Genomic DNA, 18,645 nt, shown 5'->3' with positions numbered 1-18,645 from the left:
GCGATGCGCATCATCATTGTGGACGACGAAATTCTGGCGCGCGGCGTGGTGCGCGAATACCTGGCCGAACATGGGGACGTGGAGATCGTGGCCGAATGCGGCAACGGTTTCGAGGCGGTGAAGGCGATCACAGAGCTGGAACCGGACTTGGTCCTGCTCGATATCCAGATGCCCAAGCTGGATGGCTTTGAAGTGGCCGAACTGGTCAACGGCAAGACCCGCTTCATTTTTGCTACCGCCTTCGACCAGTATGCGATCAAAGCTTTCGAGGTGCGCGCCATCGATTATCTGCTCAAGCCTTTCAGCCAGCAGCGCTTCCACCAGGCGCTGGCCAATGCGCGCGCCAGTCTTGGCGCGCCGCAGACGCAGGCGGTGGAGGAGGTGGTGCGCGAAATGGCCGCCAGCCATACAAGGCCGCTGGGGCGCATCCTGATCCGCGACGGCGCGCGCGTGCATGTGATCCCGAGCGAGAAGGTGGATTTCATCGAAGCCCAGGACGACTATGTGCAGATCCACACGGAAGGCAAATCCTTCCTCAAGAACCAGCGCCTGTCGGAACTGGAAACCCAGCTCGAAGCCGATAAATTCCTACGCATCCACCGTTCCTATTTATTGAATATCGAATGCGTGAGCCGTATCGAACAGGCCAGCAAGGATAGCCATGTGGCTGTATTGAAGGATGGCCGCAAGCTGCCCATCAGTCGCAGCGGCTACCAGAAAATACGCAGCATCATGCGCTAGCTATTGCAAAGGCCGGGCCTCTGGTACACTGGACTGGCCTCCACTCCGATCAAAGGATCTGCCGTGGCCACCCCTGAGTTTGAGCGCAACAGCCTTTCGCCTGCCACCTTGCTGGCGCTGATCGACGCACAGCGGGACCTGGCGCGCATCGGCCCCGATTTCGCTGCTGTGATGGATACGGCGTCGGCCGAGGCGGCCCGCCTTACCGGTGCCGAGGGCGCTGTGATCGAGCTGCTGGAGGGCGAGGAAATCGTCTACCGCGCGGCCTATGGCCTGGCCGAGCCGCAACTGGGCCTGCGCATGGCGGTCAAAGGCAGCCTGTCCGGCCTGTGCCTGACCAGCAAGAGCACCGCCATCTGCCTCGATTCCGAAGAAGACCCGCGCGTCAACGTGGCGGCCTGCCGCCGCGTCGGACTGCGTTCCATGGTCATTGTGCCGCTGCTGTTCGGCGAGCAGGCGGCGGGTGTGCTCAAGCTGCTGTGGAGCGCGCCGCGTCCCTTCGACCAGAATGAAGCTGCCATCGCCCGCACCCTGGCCGATATGATCGCGGCGCTGATGCACCACGCCGCCCTGCAGGGGGAAGAGCAGTTGCGGCGCCAGCTCACGCGCGACGCGGCCAGCGGCGCGGCCACCCGGTCCTTCCTTTATGAGCAACTGCGCGCCCGCCTGGACGAGGCGGAGAAGAAGGGCGGCCATGTGGGCGTCATGTTGATGCGCATCGATGGCCTGGACCGCAGTACGCGCGATCGGCTGGGCAACGAGTTCCCGCAGATGCTGGCGGAAATCGTGCGCCGCCTGAGCGCTGAATGCCGGCCCAGCGACGTGATCGGGCGCATCGGGCTGAACGAGTTCGCCGTGATCTTCAGCGTGGCCGGCCGCCGCAGCGTGGTGCAAAGCCAGGTCACGCGCATCGGCCAGATGATCGCTTCGCGGCCCTTGCTGCTGCAGCAGAAGCTGAGCTTCGACCTGAGTCTGAATTTCGGCCATGCGCTGTATCCGGAAGATGGGGCGAACCTGATGGAGTTCATGGGCAGCGCGCAGGCGGCGCTGGCCGCCTGTCCCGAGCCGGAGCGCCGCGATCTGAGCCTGCGGCCGGATGCGTTGCGCGCGCAGTCCTAAGCCGCCGGCCGCGCCTTCAGCCAGAGTCCGAATTCCTTCAGCACCTCGACGATTTTTTCCAGCCTGCGGCCGTCCGGCGTCAGGCTGTATTCCACGCGCACCGGCACTTCGGGATAGACGGTGCGCAGCACCAGCCCCGCCTCTTCCAGCGCGCGCAATTCCAGGGTCAGCATGCGCTGCGAAATATTCGGCACGTCGCGCCGTAGCTGGTTGAAGCGGCGCGGCCCCTCCAGCAGAAAAGACACCAGCAGCATGCGCCAGCGGCCGCCGATCAGACGCATGGCTTCTTCCACCGAACAACCGGAAATATTCTCTTTCATTCTTCGATCCAGGTATAGTTTTTGAACCTAGATAACATTATTCTGCCTTCTTTACAAGAGTAACCGGGGCGAAGATACTGCGCTTCTTTCCATCAAAGGAGTTCGCATGAAGCTGTATTTCGCCCCCGACACCTGTTCCCTGTCGCCGCATATCGTGCTGCGCGAGCTCGGTTTGCCGTTCGAGCTGGTACGCGTCAACAACCAGAGCAAAAAGCTGGCCGACGGTTCCGACTTCCTGGCGATCAATCCCAAAGGCTATGTCGCCGCGCTCCAGTTGGAGAACGGCGAGGTGCTGACCGAGGGGCCGGCCATCCTGCAATATCTGGCCGACCTTAAGCCGGAAACCGGCCTGGCGCCGCAGAATGGCAGTTGGGAGCGCGTGCGCCTGCAGGAGTGGCTGAACTTCATCACCAGCGAAATCCATGCCGGCCTGGCCCTGCAATTCAATGCCGCCATGCCGCCGGAGGTGAAGGAGATGTTCAAGCAAAAGCTGTTCAAACGCTTCGGCCATCTGGTGCAAGCCCTGGAACGGCACGAGTATCTGTGCGGCCCGCGCTTCGGTGTGGCCGACGCCTATCTGTACGCGGTGCTGCTGTGGACCCGCTTCTTCGACATCGACCTGGAAAACTGGCCGGCGCTGGCGGCCTTCATGCAGCGCATGACGGCGCGCCCCGCGGTGCAGGCGGCATTGGCGGCGGAACGCGCCATGCCGGCCCCCGCTTACTGATCGGTCGCCGCCTGGAACTCGTACTTCTTCTTCAGCTCATCGATTTCCGCCTTATTGCTCAGCATGAATTTGCGGAATTCCTCGATCACCTGCGGGTATTTATGCGAGGACAGGTACCACTGGCCGGAGGCATGCGGCAGGTCCGGATCGTAGACCAGGGGCGGCTGGCCGGCCTTGCGGATGCGGGTCCAGTAATGGCGGGCGATGCGGGTGTTCATATACGCGCCATCGACGCGCTTGGCCAGCAGCTTGTCGTACAGGCTGTCGTAGTCGCCGGTTTCCTCGATGCGCAGGGCGCCGCTGGACATCAGCTGCTGGTAAGGGTAGGGCGTGAAGCCAAGCGGAATGCCCAGGGTTTTCAGGCGGCCCACGCCCTTGCCCAGGTTCTCGGGCCGCACCAGCACGCCGTCGGTAAATTCGAGCATGGGCGCGTAGCTGATATTCACGTCCTTCTTCAGATCTGCGACCCAGTTGGGATTGTCGGGAAAAGCCAGGTCCACCAGGCCGTCGACAAAGAGCCGGTCGCGCCGCTTGAGCGGATAGATTTTATAGACGAAGGCATAGCCCTTGTGGCGGGCGAAGGCGTCGAGAATATCGCGCCCCAGGCCGCCATACTGATCGTTGCGCACTTCGGAATAGGGCAGGAAATGTTTATAGTCTTCTACGCCGACGGTGAAAGTCTTGCCTTCGGCGGCATGGACGCCGCCGCACAGGAGGGTGGCCGCGAGCAGGACGGAAAACGATAGCGGGCCTGGATGCGGCGGCATAAGTCGTTTCATCGGACACCTCGTCTGGCCCCGAGCCGGGGCGCGAGATTCAGTGTAGCATGCTGCTATGGATATAAAACGACTTTCTCTCCCCGATGCCGCAGCCTTCCAGGACTTGCGGGTCTACGCCTTGCGCGAGTCGCCGGCGGCTTTCGGCTCCAGCCTTGAAGAGGAGCAGGAGCGTCCGCAGGCTTCCACCGAAGCCTTCCTGTCCGCCGCCGCCATCTTTGGCGCGTTTGCCGATGGCGCCTTGCTCGGCACGGCGGCCCTGCTGCGCGAGCCGCGCCAGAAAGAGAGCCATCGCGCCGCCCTGATCGGCGTGTATGTGAGGCCGGAGCAGCGCGGGCGCGGCCTGGCGCGCAGGCTGGCGCAAACCGTTGTGGACCATGCGCGCAGCCTGCCGGACCTGCGCTTGCTGACCTTGGACGTGACGGAAACCAATACCCAGGCTATCGCCCTGTACGAATCGCTGGGCTTCCAGCGTTACGGCGTGCTGCCCGAAGCGACTTGCGTCGATGGCGTGTTTTATGGGCAGGTCGAGATGGTGTGCCGCCTAAGCGACCTGCCACCAGGCCGGTAGCAACTGGCGCACTTCGGGCCGCGCGAAGCGGTCGTCGATCAGGTGCACCGTGCCGCGGTCGCTGGTGGTGCGGATCACGCGGCCGGCCGCCTGCACCACTTTCTGCAGGCCCGGATACAGATAGGTGTAGTCGTAGCCGGCGCCGAAGATGGCGTCCATGCGCTGGCGTATCTGCTCGTTGACGGGATTGATCTGCGGCAGGCCGAGCGTGGCGATGAAGGCGCCGATCAGGCGCGCGCCGGGCAGGTCGATGCCTTCGCCGAAGGAGCCGCCCAGCACGGCGAAGCCGATGCCGCGGCCATCCTCGCGGAAGCGGGCCAGGAAGGCTTCGCGCTCCGTCTCGTCCATGCGGCGCGGCTGGCGCCACACCGGCACCTGCGGATATTCGGCGCAAAAGAGGTCGGCCGCCTTGTCCATATAATCGAAGCTGCTGAAGAAGGCCAGGTAATTGCCCGGCTGGCTGGCGTACTGCTCGCCCATCAGGCGGGCGATGGGCGCCAGCGAGCGTTCGCGGTGCTGGTAGCGCGTCGAGATATGGCTGGCCACGCGCACCGCCAACTGCTCGGCGGCAAACGGCGATTCGACGTCGATCCAGGCGGTGTTATCGGGCATGCCCAGAGTGTCGCTGAAATAATTCCAGGGACTGAGCGTGGCCGAGAACAGGGCGCAGGCGTGGGCCGCTTCAAAGCGCGCCTTGAGGAAGGGCGCCGGCACGATATTGCGGATGCACAGCAGCGATCCGGCGCGGCCGCCTTCGCCCTTGCTGATATCGAATAGCGAGTGCTCGCCGAAGCTTTCCGCCAGGCGCGCGAAATGCAGGGCCAGGAAGTAGAACTCCAGTACCTCGGCGTCGAACCAGGCCGGATGCTCAGCCATATAGTCGCCGATGGCGTTGCTGGCCGCTTGCAGCGCGCCCATGAATTTCTCGGGCAGGGTGGGGTAGCCCTGGTAGGCGCCATCCTGTTCCTTTTCCAGCGCGAGCCATTGGCGGTGCACCTTGTCCAGCGGCTTCTTCAAGGCCTCGGGCGCGCTCTTGCGCAGCAGGCGCAGGCTGGTGTGATCCAGTTCCGCCGAATACATCTTGCGCGCGCGCGACACCATATTGTGGGCCTCGTCGGCCAGCACGGCCACCTTCCAGCCGTTCAACTGCGTCAGGCTGTACAGCATGGCGCTGATGTCGAAATAGTAGTTGTAGTCGCCCACCACCACGTCGGCCCAGCGCACCAGCTCCATTTGCAGATAGTAGGGACAGACGCCGTGGGCCAAGGCGATCTCGCGCACGGTGGCGCGTTCCAGCATGGTTGTGCGCGCGGCGGCGGCGCGCGCGGCGGGCAGGCGGTCGTAAAAGCCGGCCGCCAGCGGGCAGGATTCGCCATGGCAGGCCTTGTCCGGATGCTCGCAGGCCGTGTTCCGGGCTGCCAGCTCCAGGGTGCGCAGCGGCAGCAGCGGCGCGCCGCGCGTGATGCTGGCGGCGGCGTCCAGCGCCATGCGTCGGCCCGAGGTTTTGGCGGCGAGGAAGAAGACCTTGTCCAAGCCATGTTCGGCGCTGGCTTTGAGCAGCGGGAACAGGCTGCCGACCGATTTGCCGATGCCGGTCGGCGCCTGCGCCAGCAGGGCGCAGCCGCGCGCGCTGCTGCGGTACATGGCTTCAGCCAGCTGGCGCTGGCCGGGACGGAATTCGCCATGCGGGAAGCGCATCGCCTTCAACTGCTCGTCGCGCAGGGCGCGGTGCGCCATTTCCTGTTCGGCCCAGGCCAGGAAGCGGCCGCATTGCTCTTCCCAGAAGACGCGCAGGGCGGTGGCGTCCATCTCTTCCCGCAGCAGGGTTTCCTTCTGGCTGCCGATATCGAAATACACCAGGGCCAGGCGCAGCGTGTCCAGGCCACGCGCCTGGCATAGCAGATGACCATAGATTTTGAGCTGGGCCCAGTGCAGGGCGCGGTGGTTGGCCGGCATCTTCGCCAGGTCGCCGCGATAGGTCTTGATTTCCTCCAGCTGGTTCTGGCGTGGATCGTAGCCGTCGGCGCGGCCGCGCACGCGCAGCGCGCCGAATTCGCCGGACAGGCTCACTTCGCGCTCGTAATCGTCGTCGCGCCGCCCGCTGACGACGGCATGGCCGGCGATGCCTTCCTGGGCCGTGGGCGCGGGCGTGAAGCGCAGATCAAGGTCGCCTACCTTGGCCGTGAACTCGCACAGCGCGCGCACGGCGGCGGTATAGCTTATGCCGTCCATTGCAGGTAGCAGACCGAGATCGGCATCTGGTGCTGGGTGCAGTAAGCTATCCAGCGCAGCTGGTTGTCCTGCAGGCGGTCGCCCGGCCCCTTCACTTCGATCATGTTGTAGCGCCGCTCCCCGGGCCAGAACTGGATCAGGTCGGGGAAGCCGCTGCGGTTGGCCTTGATGTCGAGCAGCATGCGCTCGAAGCATTTGCGCAGATGGGCCGCCGGGATGCAGCGCAGGGCCAGTTCCAGCAATGCCTCGTCGAGGATTTCCCAGTAGACGAAAGGCGACTGGATGCCCTGTTTTTCGGCCAGGCGGGCGCGGATCGCCTCGCGGTAGCTGCCGTCGTCCAGGCGCGCGAAGCAGGCCGCGAACTGGGCGGCGCGGCGTTGCTGGAAGTCGGCGCTGTGCAGGTCGGCCGGGCCGCGATGGAAGGGATGGAAGAAGGCGCCCGGCACGGCGCAGAAGATGGCGTCCCAGAACAGCAGGCCGAACAGGGAGTTGATCAGGGTGTTTTCCACATAGTAGACCGGGGCCTCCGCGCGCCACAGATGGTCGCGCACCACGCCTTCCACATGCCAGCCGTCTTCCTGTGGCGGGGGCAGGCTCAGATCCAGGCGCAATGGCGGCGCCGGCTTGTGCGCGGCGCCGCGCGCATGCCCGAGCTGGCGCCGCAGGCGCGGACCCATGCGCAGCAGCGACTGGCGTTCCGCCTCGCTTTCCGGCACGGACTCGGCCTGCTGCAGAAGGGCGTAGGCGGCGCCGAACTGGCCGTCCTTTTCCAGCACGCGGATGGCGCGGGCGCGGGCGCCGGGATACGGCGTGGCGCGGTAGAGGCTCAGCGCGCCGGGCCAGTCGCGCAGTTTTTCCAGCTGCTGGCCCATCTGGAACAGCAGCTTGTGGCGGCGGCTGTGCAGCCATTCATTGTCCGATTCCAGCGGCGCCAGGCTGGCCAGCACTTCCAGCGGCGGCTCACCGTCCAGGAAACGCTCGCGGCACTGGTGCAGGGCCAGGTAGGCGTCGATGTCGCGCCGGCTGCGGAAGCCGCGCGCGGCCGGCGCGAACTCCACCTTCTCGTAACGGTAGACGCCCAGGTCGGACAGCACGAACTCCGACCAGCCCTGGTGGAAGTTGCCGAAGAAGATAAGGCGCAGACGGTCGCACAGGGGCTGGGCGACGATGCGGTAGACCTGGTCGCCGGCATGGCCATACCAGGCCGAGAAGCGGTGGCGGCCCGCATGCCGCTCGCGCAAAGCTTCCAGCTGCTCGGCCTTGCGCGCCTGGCGCTCGTGCGGCGCGAGCTGGAAAATCCTGCCGATCTCGGGCTTTTGCAGCAGCTCGAACAGCTCGTCGAGCGAAAGTTCGGGATCGGCTTCGACCCAGCCCAGCTCGCACAGCGGGCGGCAGGCTTCCAGCGCGCAGCCGATTTCGCCATAGACCAGTTTGGAGGCGCGGAACAGTTCGCCCTTGCGCATGACCATGCGCACGAACAGGGCGCGCGAGGCTTGGGGCAGGGTGGGGAAACGGGACAGGAAGGCGCTTTCCTCGTCGGTCAGCAAGTCGCTATAGCGTTCGGCGATCCACTGCAGCACCTGGTGGAAGTTATCCAGGTAATAAAATTCGTTTTCCAGAACTCGGATCATGTGTACGGACGCGCTTGCCTAACTGTGTATTTATACAGTATATCGCGTCCGCCCGCACTTGCACAGCATTTGTGCAGGCGCGGGACGGGGGGGGCTAAGAGGGCTCTTGAGGCGGGATCAGTGGCGGGTCTGGGAATGCTCGGCCACGCTGGCGGAGGCGCGCGCCAGCTGTTCCTCGAAGGTGCTGACGGCTTCACGCGTGGCCGTGGTCACCTGCTCATAACCCTTGAAGGCATTGTCGATGGCTTGCTTGACGATCTGCACCGCGTTTTCCGAGCCCGGACGCACATTCTTGGTGACGTCGTAGATCAGGGCGCTCAAGCTCGACTTGGCTTCGGCCATATGGGCTTCGGCGGCGCGCGCAAACTCGGACTGGATTTCGGCGATGATCTGGCTCAGCTGCTGGTTATAGGCGGCGGCGTCGGCCACGCCCGGCTGGACTTTGGAGGCCGCCACGGCCAGCACGGCTTTCGGGTCTTTGGCTTCGCTCAGTTCGCGGCCGGTGGCCAGGGTGTTTTCCACATTCGACCTGGCGGTGGCCAGATTCAGGGCCGACACCTGTTCCAGCGCCTGCACGGCCTTGCTGGTCAAGCTATTGAAGGTATCGAGCTGAAACTCGAACAGTGTCTTGGTGGCGGAGGCGAATTGCTCGGGATTTTGAAACATACGAACTCCTCGGTGAGTGAAAAGGCGTTTGCTTCTTGTTGTTGGCCCATTATTGAGCACGCACTAACTTTTCGCAATGACTATCTTTGTACGGCCCGCTTTCCTGTTCCCAGCCCGGTCCGAGCGGGGTTTGGTGGCAGACGCGGGCGCCGTCGATCTTGCTGCGCCAGATATACCAGGGGGCCGGCCCGGCGCTCAGGCTGGTGCTCAGGGTGAGGCCGGCCACGGCCAGCAGCAGAAAGCGGGAAGTCTTGTTCAGCATAATCATTTGGCAATTCGGATTCAGGACAGGGCTTGCGCCCGCACTTGGTTGCGGCCGCCATTCTTCGCAGCGTACAGCAATTCGTCGGCCTTGGCGATCAGGCTGTACTGGCTGCTCTCTTCCGGCCGCAGCGCCTGGGCGCCGTCGGCAAAGTCGGCCGTCACCACGCCGAAGCTGGCGGTGGCCTGCAGATTATGGCCTTCGAAGCGCACCGTGCTTTCCTCGAAGCGGCGGCGCAGGCGCTCGGCCAGCAGGGTGGCGCCTTCCAGCCCCGTCTCGGGCAGGATCAGCAGGAATTCCTCGCCGCCGTAGCGCACCACGCTGTCGACATTCTCGCGCGTCATGGCCAGCAGCAGGCGCGAAAACGCTTGCAGCACGGCGTCGCCCGCCGCGTGGCCGTATTCGTCGTTGACCCGCTTGAAATGGTCAAGGTCGCACATGATGACGGCCAGGCTTAGGCGGTAGCGCTGGGCGCGCATGATTTCGTTTTCCATCAGCTGCTCGTGCAGGTGGCGCCGGTTGAAGCAGCCGGTCAGGGGATCGCGCAGGGACTGGATCTTGAGTTCGGTCTGGGTGCGGAATTCTTCGCGCCACAGCAGCTGGTAGCGCCGTGCCGTCACATAGCCGAGCAGATTGGCCAGCAGCAGGAGCAGGCCCATGGTGACCAGACCGAGCGCCTCGATGTCTTGCCGGTGGCGCGCCATCAGCACGAAGACCAGGGTGGCGGGCAGGGCGATGGCGGCCGCGTGCAGCAGGCGGTTCGGCACATACACATACAGCACCATGATGACGATGGTCATGGAAATGGCGTGGCCCGCGAATTCCGAGGGCCGGAAGGCGACGATCAGCAGGAAGACGGCGGTGCCGGCCAGCTCGACCAGGGTGGCGACGGCGCGCGTCAGCGCCACGGAATTGGGCCGCAGGCGGATGGCGAGCAGGCCGAACAGGGCGCAGGTGACGACGCCGATGCGGGCGCAGAACAGCATCAGGGTCAGGCCGCTGTAGCCGAGCCAGGCCACATCCGACAGCACGAAAGCCAGATAGAAAAAGGCGCAGAAGCAGAAGGTCATGCGCAGCTGGCGCTGGCTCAGGCGCAGGTGGTGGCGCAGGAAAGCCTGCTCCATGGCCGGATCGCGGAATTCGCTCGATAGATGGTTCAGCGTGGCGTCCGCGGCGTTTTCGGCGGGTGGCCAGAGCGCCTGTTTCATCGCGGCGCCACCAGGGGCAGGTGCAGGGTGAAGCGGGTGCCGGCGCCCGGCGCGCTATGCAGTTCGATGCGTCCGCCCAGCACGCCGGTGACGATATTGTGCGTGATGTGCAGGCCGAGGCCGGAACCGCCCGCGCCCAGTTTGGTGGTGAAGAAGGGATCGAAGACGCGGTCCTGATGCTCGGGCGCGATGCCGGCGCCGTCGTCGGCCAGGCTCAGCTCGACCTCGTCCTGGCCCACGGCGTGGCCGGCGATGGTGATGGTGCCGCCCGGACGCCCGCCGAAGCCGTGCAGCACACTGTTCTCGAACAGGCTGGAGAGCGCCTGGCCGAGCGGGCCGGGATAGCTGTCCATTTCCAGGTGCGGCGCGACCTCCTGCACCACGCGCAGGCCGGGATGCTTGAGCGTGGCCGCCAGCGGCAGCACCAGTTCGGCCACGAATTTGTCCAGGGTGAAGCGGCGCCGCTGCGAGCTGGCGGTATCGACCGCGATCTGCTTGAAGCTGGCCACCAGCTTGGCCGTGCGCGTCAGATTGCGCACCAGCAGCTCATTGGCTTCGCCGGCCTGCAGCAGATACTGTTCCAGCGCCGAGCGGCGCAGGCCGGCGTTGACATCGGCGCGCAGGCCGCTGGTGCGCTCGCTCATGGTGGTGGCCACCATCAGGCTGTTGCCGATGGGCGTATTCAGCTCGTGCGCCACGCCGGCCACGATGGCGCCCAGGGCGGCCAGCTTGTCGCGCCGCACCAGCTCTTCCTGGGTCAGGCTCAGGTGTTCGAGCGCGCGCGCCAGCTCGCCGCTGGCTTGCTCGGCCTGCTCCTTGGCGCGGCGCAGGGCGGCGGTGCGGTCGGCCACCAATTCCTCCAGATGCTTGCGGTGCTGCTGCAGCTCGGCTTCGCGCCGCGTGCGTTCGATGGCAATGCCGGCCAGGTGGGTGGCCACGCTGATCAGGCGCTGGTCTTCCGTGCTGGGGTGGCGCACCTCGCGGTAATACATGGCGAAGCTGCCCAGCACCGTGCCTTCATTCAGCATGATGGGCATGGACCAGCAGGCGCGCAGGCCATAGGCGCTGGCCAGGCCGCGGTAGGGCTCCCACAGCGGATCGTGCATGATGTCGGACACGATCACCGCTTCGCGCCGGTACATGGCGGTGCCGCAGGAGCCGACCATGGGGCCGATCTCCATGCCGTCGATCGCAGCCATATAGGCGCCGGGCAGGCTGGGCGCGGAGCCGCTGCGCATGCGCTGGCCATCCTCGTCCAGCAGTAGCACCGAGCACAGCAGCTCGGGCGACTGGGTTTCCACCAGCTTCACCAGGCGGTCCAGCGTGGCGTGCAGCGGCGCGCCGCGCGCGATCATTTCCAGCAGCTTGTTCTGGCCCGCGCGCAGGGCTTCGGCCAGGCGCTGGCCGGTGACGTCGAGCAGGCGCAGGTGCAGCAGGTGGTGCTTGTCCTTTTCCAGCGGCACCAGGCGGATTTCGCAATCGATCAGGCGGCCGTTGGCGTGCTGGAAGGAGAGCGGAAAGACGCGGATCTCGCCGCCCAGCACGCGTTCGATCAGGTCGTCCACCACGTCGGCCGAGAGGCGGCCATCCTGCTGCAGGGGCGGGCAGAGCTGGGCCAGCTCCTTGTAGCGCAGTTCGGCAACGCTGCGCCCGAACAGGGTTTCGGCCTGGGCGTTGGCGTCGATCGGCTTGCGGTCGGCCACATTGAGCAGCAGGATGCTGTCGGGCGAACCGGCCAGCAGGGTGTGGTAATTGATTTCCAGATTGGCCGGATCGAGGCTGGCCGGCGCGCCATCGGACCAGAGGCCGCGCGCGCCCAGTTCGACCAGGATATTGTTGACGGCGTCGGCGGTGGCAAAGGGCAGGCGCACATAGCCGGAGGCGCCGGCCTGGCGCGCCCGTTCGCGCTCCTCCTCGCTGGGTGCCGAGGACATGATCAGTACCGGCAAGCCATTGCGCCGCGCCAGGCGTTCGCACAATTCCAGGCTGGCGCTGCCGGCCAGGGCCGCATCGAGCAGCACCAGGGCCACATGGCCCTCCTCGGCCAGCGATAGCGCGGCATCGCCGCGGTTGACATAGGCCAGGCCCAGCCCGTGTTCGGCCAAAGCCAGTTCCAGCGCCACCAGTCCGTTCTCCGAACCACTGACGATCAGGATGGTTTGCCGCTTCACTGGTGGATGTGACTGGTTCATGAGTCCTTCCCAAGGGCGCCGGGTGTGAGCCAGTGTAGTACAACATCTGATGCGGCAACAAAACATTTCCAGCGCGGGCGGCGCGGGCGCGGCTTTTTTGCTTCAGGCCGCCTTGCGCACCCTCGCTTCGGCCTTGCCAGCCGCCTCTGCCTGCGCCTCCAGTTCGGCGCGAGCGGCGGTGATGCGCGGGAAATTATCCTCGATCCAGTCGACCAGCACTTCCAGGCGCGCCGCCACTTCCTCGCCCATCGGCGTCAGGCTGTATTCGACATGGGGCGGAATCACCGGCAGCGCATGGCGCGCGACAAAGCCGTCGCCGACCAGGCCGTCCAGGGTCTGGGCCAGCATCTTCTCGCTGACGCCGCCGACTTCGCGGCGCAACTGGCTGAAGCGGTGCGTGCCGCCCAGCAGCACCACCAGCACCAGCACGCCCCAGCGGCTGGTTACGTGGCTCAGTACGGCGCGCGAAGGACAGTCGGCGGCCAGCAGCTTGCCGCGCCGCGCCTCGGTTTGCGCCGCCAGGGCGGCGCGCAGGGATTTGCTGGTTTTCATGGGTGCTTACCAAAAAGTGCGTACTTACAATTCGTTAGTGCCGTCGCTATTATACGTTCATCGCGGTGATGCCTCACCGCATTCTTTGAATCTCTGAAACGAAAGGATTTGCCATGATCGTCATTACCGGCGCCAGCGGCCAGCTCGGCCAACTCGTGATTTCCAGCCTGCTCAAAACACTGCCCGCCAGCGGCATCGCGGCCGTGGTGCGCGACCCGGCCAAGGCCGGCGCGCTCAGCGCCCAAGGCGTGCAACTGCGCCAGGCCGACTACAACGACCCCGCCTCGCTCGACGCCGCCTTCCAGGGCGCCGACAAGATCTTGCTGATCTCCTCCAGTGAAGTGGGCCAGCGCCTGCCGCAGCACCGCAACGCTGTCGAAGCCGCCAAGCGCGCCCAGCCCAAGCTGCTGGCCTATACCAGCGTATTACATGCCGACACCTCGCCGCTGGGCCTGGCCGGCGAACACAAAGCGACGGAAGAGCTGATCCGCGCCAGCGGCCTGAATTACACCATCCTGCGTAATGGCTGGTACTTCGAGAACTACCACAACAGCATCGTCGGCGGCCCCGCCCACGGCGTCGTGCTCGGCAGCGCCGGCGAAGGCCGCATTGCCGCCGCCGCCCGCGCCGACTATGCCGACGCCGCCGTCGCCGTCCTCACCGCCGAGGAGCCACCGCAAGCCATATATGAACTGGGCGGCGACCACCCCTTCACGATGGCCGAACTAGCCGCTGAGATCGCCCGTCAATCCGGCCAGCCCGTCGCGTACCAGAATTTGCCGCAAGCCGAGTACAAAGCCGCGCTGCTGGGCTGGGGCTTGCCCGAAGGCCTGGCCTCGCTGATCGCCGATTCGGATATTGGCGCCTCTCAAGGCGGCCTCGACGACCGCAGCCGCAGTCTGAGCCAGCTGATTGGCCGTCCCACCCAAACCCTGTCCGACGCCGTCAAAGCCGCCCTGACCGCCTAAACCTTTGCGCCAAATCAAACAATGTCCAACCCTGGTGTCAGGCACTAGGGTTGGACATTTGCTGATTTAGATCAAAGAATGTCCGACTCCAGTGCCTGACACCAGGGTGGACATTTGTTGAGGGAGATCAAAAGGGGAGGGGGAAAAGAAAAAACGCCGCAAGCTGTTGAGGGCTTGCGGCGTTTTTAGCGTATCCGGTAGAGTGGTGCCCACGGAGGGACTCGAACCCCCACACCTTGCGGCACATGGACCTGAACCATGCGCGTCTACCAATTCCGCCACGTGGGCACTGGTACTGCTCAATCGTTATCGAAAACAAGACTTGGTGCCCACGGAGGGACTCGAACCCCCACACCTCGCGGCACATGGACCTGAACCATGCGCGTCTACCAATTCCGCCACGTGGGCCTTGTTTTCTTTAACTTCGTTGCGTTGTTCAGCAACAGAAGGCACGCATCTTAAAGGTCGAATCGGCTTCCGTCAATGGCAATTTGTGCTTTTGCGAAAGATTTTTCGTTTTTTATTGCGGGCTGCTGCAAGAATGGGCAAACCGGCGCCAATCAGCAGGATTTGCGAGGGTTCGGGCACGGGGTTGAGCAAGTCCCAGCCGTTCACGTCCATCGCCAGCCGGTCGTTGTCGCTGATGCGCAGCAGTTCGCCGCGTCCGGCGGTTGGGTCCATCAGGCCGATGTAGAGGTTGTCCTTCCAGTGGCTGGCCTGGCGGCCGTCGCCGAAGTTGACGCCGTTGGAGAAGAGCGGGCCTGGCGTGGCGCCGCCATCGAGCGAAAAATATTTGTCGCGCGCGTCGGCCGTCCAGTCGATCACGCCGGCGGCGCGGCTCTGGCTGGAGTAGCGGAACATGTCCAGTCCGCTGACATAGGTGAATTCGTTGTCGTCGAAGGGGCCGTTGTGCGGCGGCGCGTTGTTGTCGAGGATGTCGACGCCGCTGATGAAGCCCAGCGTGTGTCCGATCTCGTGCGAGGCGACGCCGACAAAATCGAAGGCGTCGGCATCGATGCCGTTGCGCGGATTGAAGTCGAATTTGAAATTGCTGCTGAACTGGATGAAGCCGTCGCAGTTGCCGATGCAGCCCGTCAGCGTTTGCGGCGCCACCGGCAGCTTGAGCGCCTTAGCCTGGGCCTGCGTCAGGAAGAGGGTGCGGTTATTGTCGCTGCCGTTATTGTCGACATAGGGCGTGGGGCTGCCGTAGCCATTGGGGTTGTTGGCGGTGCGGTTGATCAGCAGGCCAAAGCTGTTGAGCGGCAAATGGCTGACGGCGAGCCGGTCGCTGGCCGAGCTGATATCGCCGAGCATGGCGGCGCGGTAATCGTGGTAGCTGTAAAAATCTTCGGCCGACCTCGCTTGGCCGAGAATGCCGGGATCGAGTGGATTGAAGCCCAGCGTCAGGTTGATGTTCACATCGTCGCGCAGCAGGGATGACCAGCGCTGGCTGGCTTCGATAAAGCCTTGCTGCGCCTGGATGGACGTGCCGGGCAGGAAATTCAGATTGAAGTGGGGCGCGGCGGAACAGCTGGCCGCGCCGCATAGCGCGACCAGCAGAGTGGAGGTGGGCAGGATGTTCATGACAGACTCCCGAGTAGAGGTAAGCCTGAGGACGCAAGAAGCATGCGCTGCCGTGCCGCCAAGGGCAAACAAGCGAGGCCGCCACAGCCGATGTCAAAAACGGCGACGCAAAAGAAAAAACGCCGCAAACTCGAAAGTTTGCGGCGTTTTTTGCGTATTCTGTAGAGTGGTGCCCACGGAGGGACTCGAACCCCCACACCTTGCGGCACATGGACCTGAACCATGCGCGTCTACCAATTCCGCCACGTGGGCACTGATACTGCTTAACAACTTCTGCTATTATATTGCCTTGGGGAGTTTTGCGCCAGATGAACTTTCATTCCACACTGCACATCCACTCTTTACTGCAACCCCGCATCGCTGCGAGAGCCAGAATTATAGAGGAAACTTCCTGGATGTCAAAGTGTTTGCCAAAACTTTTTTTCAGGCCGCTGCTGCCCACGCGCGATGCGCACATATTAGGCAAATAGCCTGCGCTCCGGTACACTACGCTTACTACCTCGTCTAGCGGCGGGTGGGGGCAGTATGCGGCTTTATTCATCAATAAAAACACCATAGAAATACTTTTGAACCAGTCTACCCACACCATTCCCAGCCGCGAGGATATTCTCGGCATTTTCCGCAGCGCCAAGGCGCCCCTCGACCTGCGTACTCTTGCGCTGGCGCTGAAAGTGAAACCCGATTCCCAGGCTGTATTAACGCGCCGGCTGAATGCCATGGAGCGCGACGGCCAGATTCAGTCCGACGCCTCCGGCTTCTATGTATTGGCCGACCATTCCGAATTCATTTCCGGCCGCGTCAGCAGCCACCGCGACGGCTTCGGCTTCGTGATCCCGGATGAACCGGGCGAAGACCTCTTCCTGTCCGAGCGCGAAATGCAGAAAGTGCTGCATGGCGACCGCGTCATGGCGCGCATCACCGGCCATGACCGCCGCGGCCGCGCAGAAGGCACCATTGTCGAAGTAGTCCAGCGCGGCAATACCCATATCATCGGCCGCCTGTTGAAAGACAACGGCGTCTGGATCGTCGCACCCGAAGACAAGCGCATCGGCCAGGACATCCTGCTCGAGGGTTCGCCCGGCAAGGCCAAGTCCGGCCAGATCGTCAGCCTGGAGCTGACCGAACAACCGGGCCGCTTCAAACAGCCGGTCGGCAAGATCGTTGAAGTGCTGGGTGATATGGACGATCCCGGCATGGAGATCGAAATCGCCGTGCGCAAATTCGGCGTGCCGCATATCTTCTCGCCGGCCGCGCTGAAGCAGGCCGCCAAGCTGCCCGACGTGGTGCACGAAGCCGATTGGGGCGAGCGCGTCGACCTGCGCGACGTGCCGCTGGTAACCATCGACGGCGAAGACGCGCGCGACTTCGATGACGCCGTGTATTGCGAACCGGTGAAAATCGGCCGCAGCAACGCCTTCCGCCTGATCGTGGCCATCGCCGACGTCAGCCACTATGTGAAGCCGAACGATTCCCTCGACGGCGATGCGCTGGAGCGCAGCACCTCGGTCTACTTCCCGCGCCGCGTGATCCCCATGCTGCCGGAGAAGCTGTCCAACGGCCTGTGCTCGCTGAATCCGGCGGTGGACCGTCTGACCCTGGTGTGCGACGCGGTGATCACCGCCGCCGGCGACATCAAGGCTTACCAGTTCTACCCGGCCGTGATCCACTCGGCCGCGCGCCTGACTTATACCGAAGTGGCGGCCATTCTTGGCAATACCAAGGGTCCGGAAGCGGCGCGCCGCCCGGCCATCGTGCCGCACCTGCAGAATCTGTACGACGTTTATCACGCGCTGCTGAAAGCGCGCCTGGAACGCGGCGCGATCGACTTCGAAACCACCGAAACCTATATCGTCTGCAACCCGGCCGGCAAGATCGAGAAGATCATTCCGCGCACCCGCAACGATGCGCACAAGCTGATCGAAGAGTGCATGCTGGCCGCCAACGTGTGCGCGGCCGATCTGCTGCTGCGCCATAAGCATCCCGGCACTTACCGCATCCACGCCGGCCCGACCAAGGAGAAGCTGACGCAGGTGCGCAGCTTCCTGAAACAGGTCGGCCTGCATCTGGGCGGCGGCGACACGCCGGCGGCCGCCGATTACGCGGAGCTGATGAAGAAGGTCAAGGAGCGTCCCGACGCGTCCTTGCTGCAAACCATGCTGCTGCGCTCCATGCAGCAGGCGGTCTACAGCCCGGACAATATCGGCCACTTCGGCCTGGCGTATGAGGCGTATGCCCACTTCACCAGCCCGATCCGCCGCTATCCCGACCTGCTGACGCACCGCGCCATCAAGGCTATCCTGGCCGGCAAGAAGTACGAGCCGAAAGTGGGCGACACCAGTGTGCTGAACACCAATGTCTCCAACGCCACGCGCAAGCAGCAGTTGAAGGACAAGCAGGAAGGCAAGCAGAAGAAAGCCGATCCGACCATCTGGGACGCGCTGGGCATCCACTGCTCGGCCAACGAGCGCCGCGCCGACGAAGCGTCGCGCGACGTGGAAGCCTGGCTCAAGTGCTACTTTATGCAGGACAAGCTGGGCGAAGAGTTCAGCGGCATCATCACCGGCGTGACCACCTTCGGCATCTTCGTCCAGCTGGACCAGCTGTTCGTGGAAGGCCTGGTGCACGTCACCGACCTGGGCGCCGACTTCTTCCAGTACGACGATGCGCGCCATGAGCTGCGCGGCGAACGCACCGGCAAGCGCTACCAGCTGACCGACCGCGTCAACGTGCAGGTGGTGCGCGTGGACCTGGAGTCGCGCAAGATCGACCTGCGCCTGGCCGACAGCGAAATGGTGGGTATGCCGGCGCCAAAGAAAGGTCGTGGCAAAGCCGCTTACGACGATTTCGACGATGCCGATGAGGCACCGGCGGGCCGCTCGCGCAAGCCTGACGCGCGCACCAATGTGAAACCCGGCCCAAGCATCACGCCGCGCTATCCGTCCAAGGCTAGCGCAGGTGCCGGCGCTGGCAGCGCGCCGGCCAGCAAGAGCAAGCCGCAAGCGAAGGCCGCGCCGAAACCGGCCAAGCGCGCCAAGACCACAACCTCGCGCAAGGCCGCAGCGAAAAAGAAAAAGCGCTGATATAGAGATAGCAAGC

The 18,645-nt window shown here is 64.3% G+C and carries 16 protein-coding genes and 3 tRNA genes; 6 read left to right on the top strand and 13 right to left on the bottom strand.

The features are described from left to right. Window positions 1-3 precede the first annotated feature (3 nt). Window positions 4-741, top strand: a complete 738-nt coding sequence (locus FHS03_RS06825) for a LytR/AlgR family response regulator transcription factor (protein WP_183440268.1) — start codon at window positions 4-6, stop codon at window positions 739-741. A 63-nt stretch (window positions 742-804) separates the two neighbouring features. Beyond that, a complete protein-coding gene (locus FHS03_RS06820; protein WP_183440267.1) occupies window positions 805-1,860 on the top strand; it encodes a sensor domain-containing diguanylate cyclase in 1,056 nt (351 codons plus the stop codon). On the opposite strand, the gene FHS03_RS06815 is transcribed toward FHS03_RS06820, so the two are convergent. Next, window positions 1,857-2,180 carry a winged helix-turn-helix transcriptional regulator gene (locus FHS03_RS06815; protein WP_176348452.1) on the bottom strand — a complete coding sequence of 108 codons (324 nt, stop codon included), beginning with the start codon at window positions 2,178-2,180 and terminating at the stop codon, window positions 1,857-1,859. The two genes, FHS03_RS06820 and FHS03_RS06815, sit on opposite strands and share 4 nt — an antisense overlap. A 106-nt stretch (window positions 2,181-2,286) precedes the next feature. Here FHS03_RS06815 and gstA point away from each other — a divergent pair, with 106 nt between their 5' ends. Continuing rightward, window positions 2,287-2,907 (top strand): glutathione transferase GstA, encoded by a 621-nt coding sequence (gstA, locus tag FHS03_RS06810; RefSeq protein WP_183440266.1) that lies wholly within the window; start codon window positions 2,287-2,289, stop codon window positions 2,905-2,907. On the opposite strand, the gene FHS03_RS06805 is transcribed toward gstA, so the two are convergent. Further along, window positions 2,901-3,686, bottom strand: a complete 786-nt coding sequence (locus FHS03_RS06805) for a substrate-binding periplasmic protein (protein ID WP_183440265.1) — start codon at window positions 3,684-3,686, stop codon at window positions 2,901-2,903. The genes gstA and FHS03_RS06805 overlap by 7 nt on opposite strands. A 55-nt stretch (window positions 3,687-3,741) precedes the next feature. On the opposite strand from FHS03_RS06805, the gene FHS03_RS06800 reads away from it, so the two are divergent. Beyond that, window positions 3,742-4,254 (top strand): GNAT family N-acetyltransferase, encoded by a 513-nt coding sequence (locus tag FHS03_RS06800; RefSeq protein ID WP_183440264.1) that lies wholly within the window; start codon window positions 3,742-3,744, stop codon window positions 4,252-4,254. Here the strand turns inward: FHS03_RS06800 and FHS03_RS06795 are convergent. The 7 genes from FHS03_RS06795 to FHS03_RS06770 form a co-directional block, all read right to left on the bottom strand. After that, window positions 4,228-6,486 carry an ATP-dependent DNA helicase gene (locus FHS03_RS06795; RefSeq protein ID WP_221208065.1) on the bottom strand — a complete coding sequence of 753 codons (2,259 nt, stop codon included), beginning with the start codon at window positions 6,484-6,486 and terminating at the stop codon, window positions 4,228-4,230. The two genes, FHS03_RS06800 and FHS03_RS06795, sit on opposite strands and share 27 nt — an antisense overlap. Continuing rightward, window positions 6,474-8,117, bottom strand: a complete 1,644-nt coding sequence (locus tag FHS03_RS27915) for a VRR-NUC domain-containing protein (protein ID WP_221208064.1) — start codon at window positions 8,115-8,117, stop codon at window positions 6,474-6,476. Before FHS03_RS27915 ends, FHS03_RS06795 begins: the two co-directional genes overlap by 13 nt. A 117-nt stretch (window positions 8,118-8,234) precedes the next feature. Beyond that, window positions 8,235-8,783 carry a phasin family protein gene (locus FHS03_RS06790; RefSeq protein WP_183440262.1) on the bottom strand — a complete coding sequence of 183 codons (549 nt, stop codon included), beginning with the start codon at window positions 8,781-8,783 and terminating at the stop codon, window positions 8,235-8,237. Between the two features lie 49 nt (window positions 8,784-8,832). Further along, a complete protein-coding gene (locus FHS03_RS06785) occupies window positions 8,833-9,051 on the bottom strand; it encodes a hypothetical protein (RefSeq protein ID WP_371871613.1) in 219 nt (72 codons plus the stop codon). Window positions 9,052-9,065: 14 nt separating this feature from the next. After that, complete coding sequence (locus FHS03_RS06780; RefSeq protein ID WP_183440261.1) at window positions 9,066-10,253, bottom strand: GGDEF domain-containing protein; 1,188 nt, start codon at window positions 10,251-10,253, stop codon at window positions 9,066-9,068. Beyond that, window positions 10,250-12,445 carry an ATP-binding protein gene (locus tag FHS03_RS06775; RefSeq protein WP_183440260.1) on the bottom strand — a complete coding sequence of 732 codons (2,196 nt, stop codon included), beginning with the start codon at window positions 12,443-12,445 and terminating at the stop codon, window positions 10,250-10,252. The genes FHS03_RS06780 and FHS03_RS06775 overlap by 4 nt, the downstream gene beginning before the upstream one ends. Window positions 12,446-12,547: 102 nt before the next feature. Further along, window positions 12,548-12,997: a winged helix-turn-helix transcriptional regulator gene (locus FHS03_RS06770; protein WP_183440259.1), complete on the bottom strand. Its 450-nt coding sequence runs from the start codon at window positions 12,995-12,997 to the stop codon at window positions 12,548-12,550. 113 nt (window positions 12,998-13,110) lie between these two features. Here FHS03_RS06770 and FHS03_RS06765 point away from each other — a divergent pair, with 113 nt between their 5' ends. Further along, window positions 13,111-13,965, top strand: coding sequence for an SDR family oxidoreductase (locus tag FHS03_RS06765; RefSeq protein ID WP_183440258.1), 855 nt, complete (start codon window positions 13,111-13,113; stop codon window positions 13,963-13,965). 203 nt (window positions 13,966-14,168) lie between these two features. Here FHS03_RS06765 and FHS03_RS06760 read toward each other — a convergent pair. The 4 genes from FHS03_RS06760 to FHS03_RS06745 all read right to left on the bottom strand — a co-directional run bounded on the left by FHS03_RS06760 (window position 14,169) and on the right by FHS03_RS06745 (window position 15,801). Then, window positions 14,169-14,253 (bottom strand) — tRNA-Leu (locus FHS03_RS06760). 35 nt (window positions 14,254-14,288) lie between these two features. After that, window positions 14,289-14,373 (bottom strand) — tRNA-Leu (locus FHS03_RS06755). A 72-nt stretch (window positions 14,374-14,445) separates the two neighbouring features. Then, a complete protein-coding gene (locus tag FHS03_RS06750) occupies window positions 14,446-15,549 on the bottom strand; it encodes an NF038122 family metalloprotease (protein WP_183440257.1) in 1,104 nt (367 codons plus the stop codon). Between the two features lie 167 nt (window positions 15,550-15,716). Further along, a tRNA-Leu gene (locus tag FHS03_RS06745) sits at window positions 15,717-15,801 on the bottom strand. A 314-nt stretch (window positions 15,802-16,115) separates the two neighbouring features. On the opposite strand from FHS03_RS06745, the gene rnr reads away from it, so the two are divergent. Further along, window positions 16,116-18,629, top strand: a complete 2,514-nt coding sequence (gene rnr, locus FHS03_RS06740) for a ribonuclease R (protein WP_183440256.1) — start codon at window positions 16,116-16,118, stop codon at window positions 18,627-18,629. The last annotated feature ends 16 nt before the right edge of the window (window positions 18,630-18,645 follow it).

The organism is Pseudoduganella violacea (assembly GCF_014191875.1).
Lineage (GTDB): Bacteria > Pseudomonadota > Gammaproteobacteria > Burkholderiales > Burkholderiaceae_D > Rugamonas > Rugamonas violacea_A.
Note: the sequence above shows the minus strand (reverse complement) of the source record. Positions and strands in the feature narration are given on the sequence as shown.

What these genes read in the sequence shown, in the direction of transcription:
- FHS03_RS06750 (WP_183440257.1), bottom strand. Translation starts at nt 15,549, where the DNA reads ATGAACATCCTGCCCACCTCCACTCTGCTGGTCGCGCTATGCGGCGCG.
- FHS03_RS06815 (WP_176348452.1), bottom strand. Translation starts at nt 2,180, where the DNA reads ATGAAAGAGAATATTTCCGGTTGTTCGGTGGAAGAAGCCATGCGTCTG.
- gstA (WP_183440266.1), top strand. Translation starts at nt 2,287, where the DNA reads ATGAAGCTGTATTTCGCCCCCGACACCTGTTCCCTGTCGCCGCATATC.
- FHS03_RS06795 (WP_221208065.1), bottom strand. Translation starts at nt 6,486, where the DNA reads ATGGACGGCATAAGCTATACCGCCGCCGTGCGCGCGCTGTGCGAGTTC.
- FHS03_RS06805 (WP_183440265.1), bottom strand. Translation starts at nt 3,686, where the DNA reads ATGAAACGACTTATGCCGCCGCATCCAGGCCCGCTATCGTTTTCCGTC.
- FHS03_RS06790 (WP_183440262.1), bottom strand. Translation starts at nt 8,783, where the DNA reads ATGTTTCAAAATCCCGAGCAATTCGCCTCCGCCACCAAGACACTGTTC.
- FHS03_RS06775 (WP_183440260.1), bottom strand. Translation starts at nt 12,445, where the DNA reads ATGAACCAGTCACATCCACCAGTGAAGCGGCAAACCATCCTGATCGTC.
- FHS03_RS06800 (WP_183440264.1), top strand. Translation starts at nt 3,742, where the DNA reads ATGGATATAAAACGACTTTCTCTCCCCGATGCCGCAGCCTTCCAGGAC.
- FHS03_RS06765 (WP_183440258.1), top strand. Translation starts at nt 13,111, where the DNA reads ATGATCGTCATTACCGGCGCCAGCGGCCAGCTCGGCCAACTCGTGATT.
- FHS03_RS27915 (WP_221208064.1), bottom strand. Translation starts at nt 8,117, where the DNA reads ATGATCCGAGTTCTGGAAAACGAATTTTATTACCTGGATAACTTCCAC.
- FHS03_RS06770 (WP_183440259.1), bottom strand. Translation starts at nt 12,997, where the DNA reads ATGAAAACCAGCAAATCCCTGCGCGCCGCCCTGGCGGCGCAAACCGAG.
- FHS03_RS06785 (WP_371871613.1), bottom strand. Translation starts at nt 9,051, where the DNA reads ATGATTATGCTGAACAAGACTTCCCGCTTTCTGCTGCTGGCCGTGGCC.
- FHS03_RS06780 (WP_183440261.1), bottom strand. Translation starts at nt 10,253, where the DNA reads ATGAAACAGGCGCTCTGGCCACCCGCCGAAAACGCCGCGGACGCCACG.
- FHS03_RS06825 (WP_183440268.1), top strand. Translation starts at nt 4, where the DNA reads ATGCGCATCATCATTGTGGACGACGAAATTCTGGCGCGCGGCGTGGTG.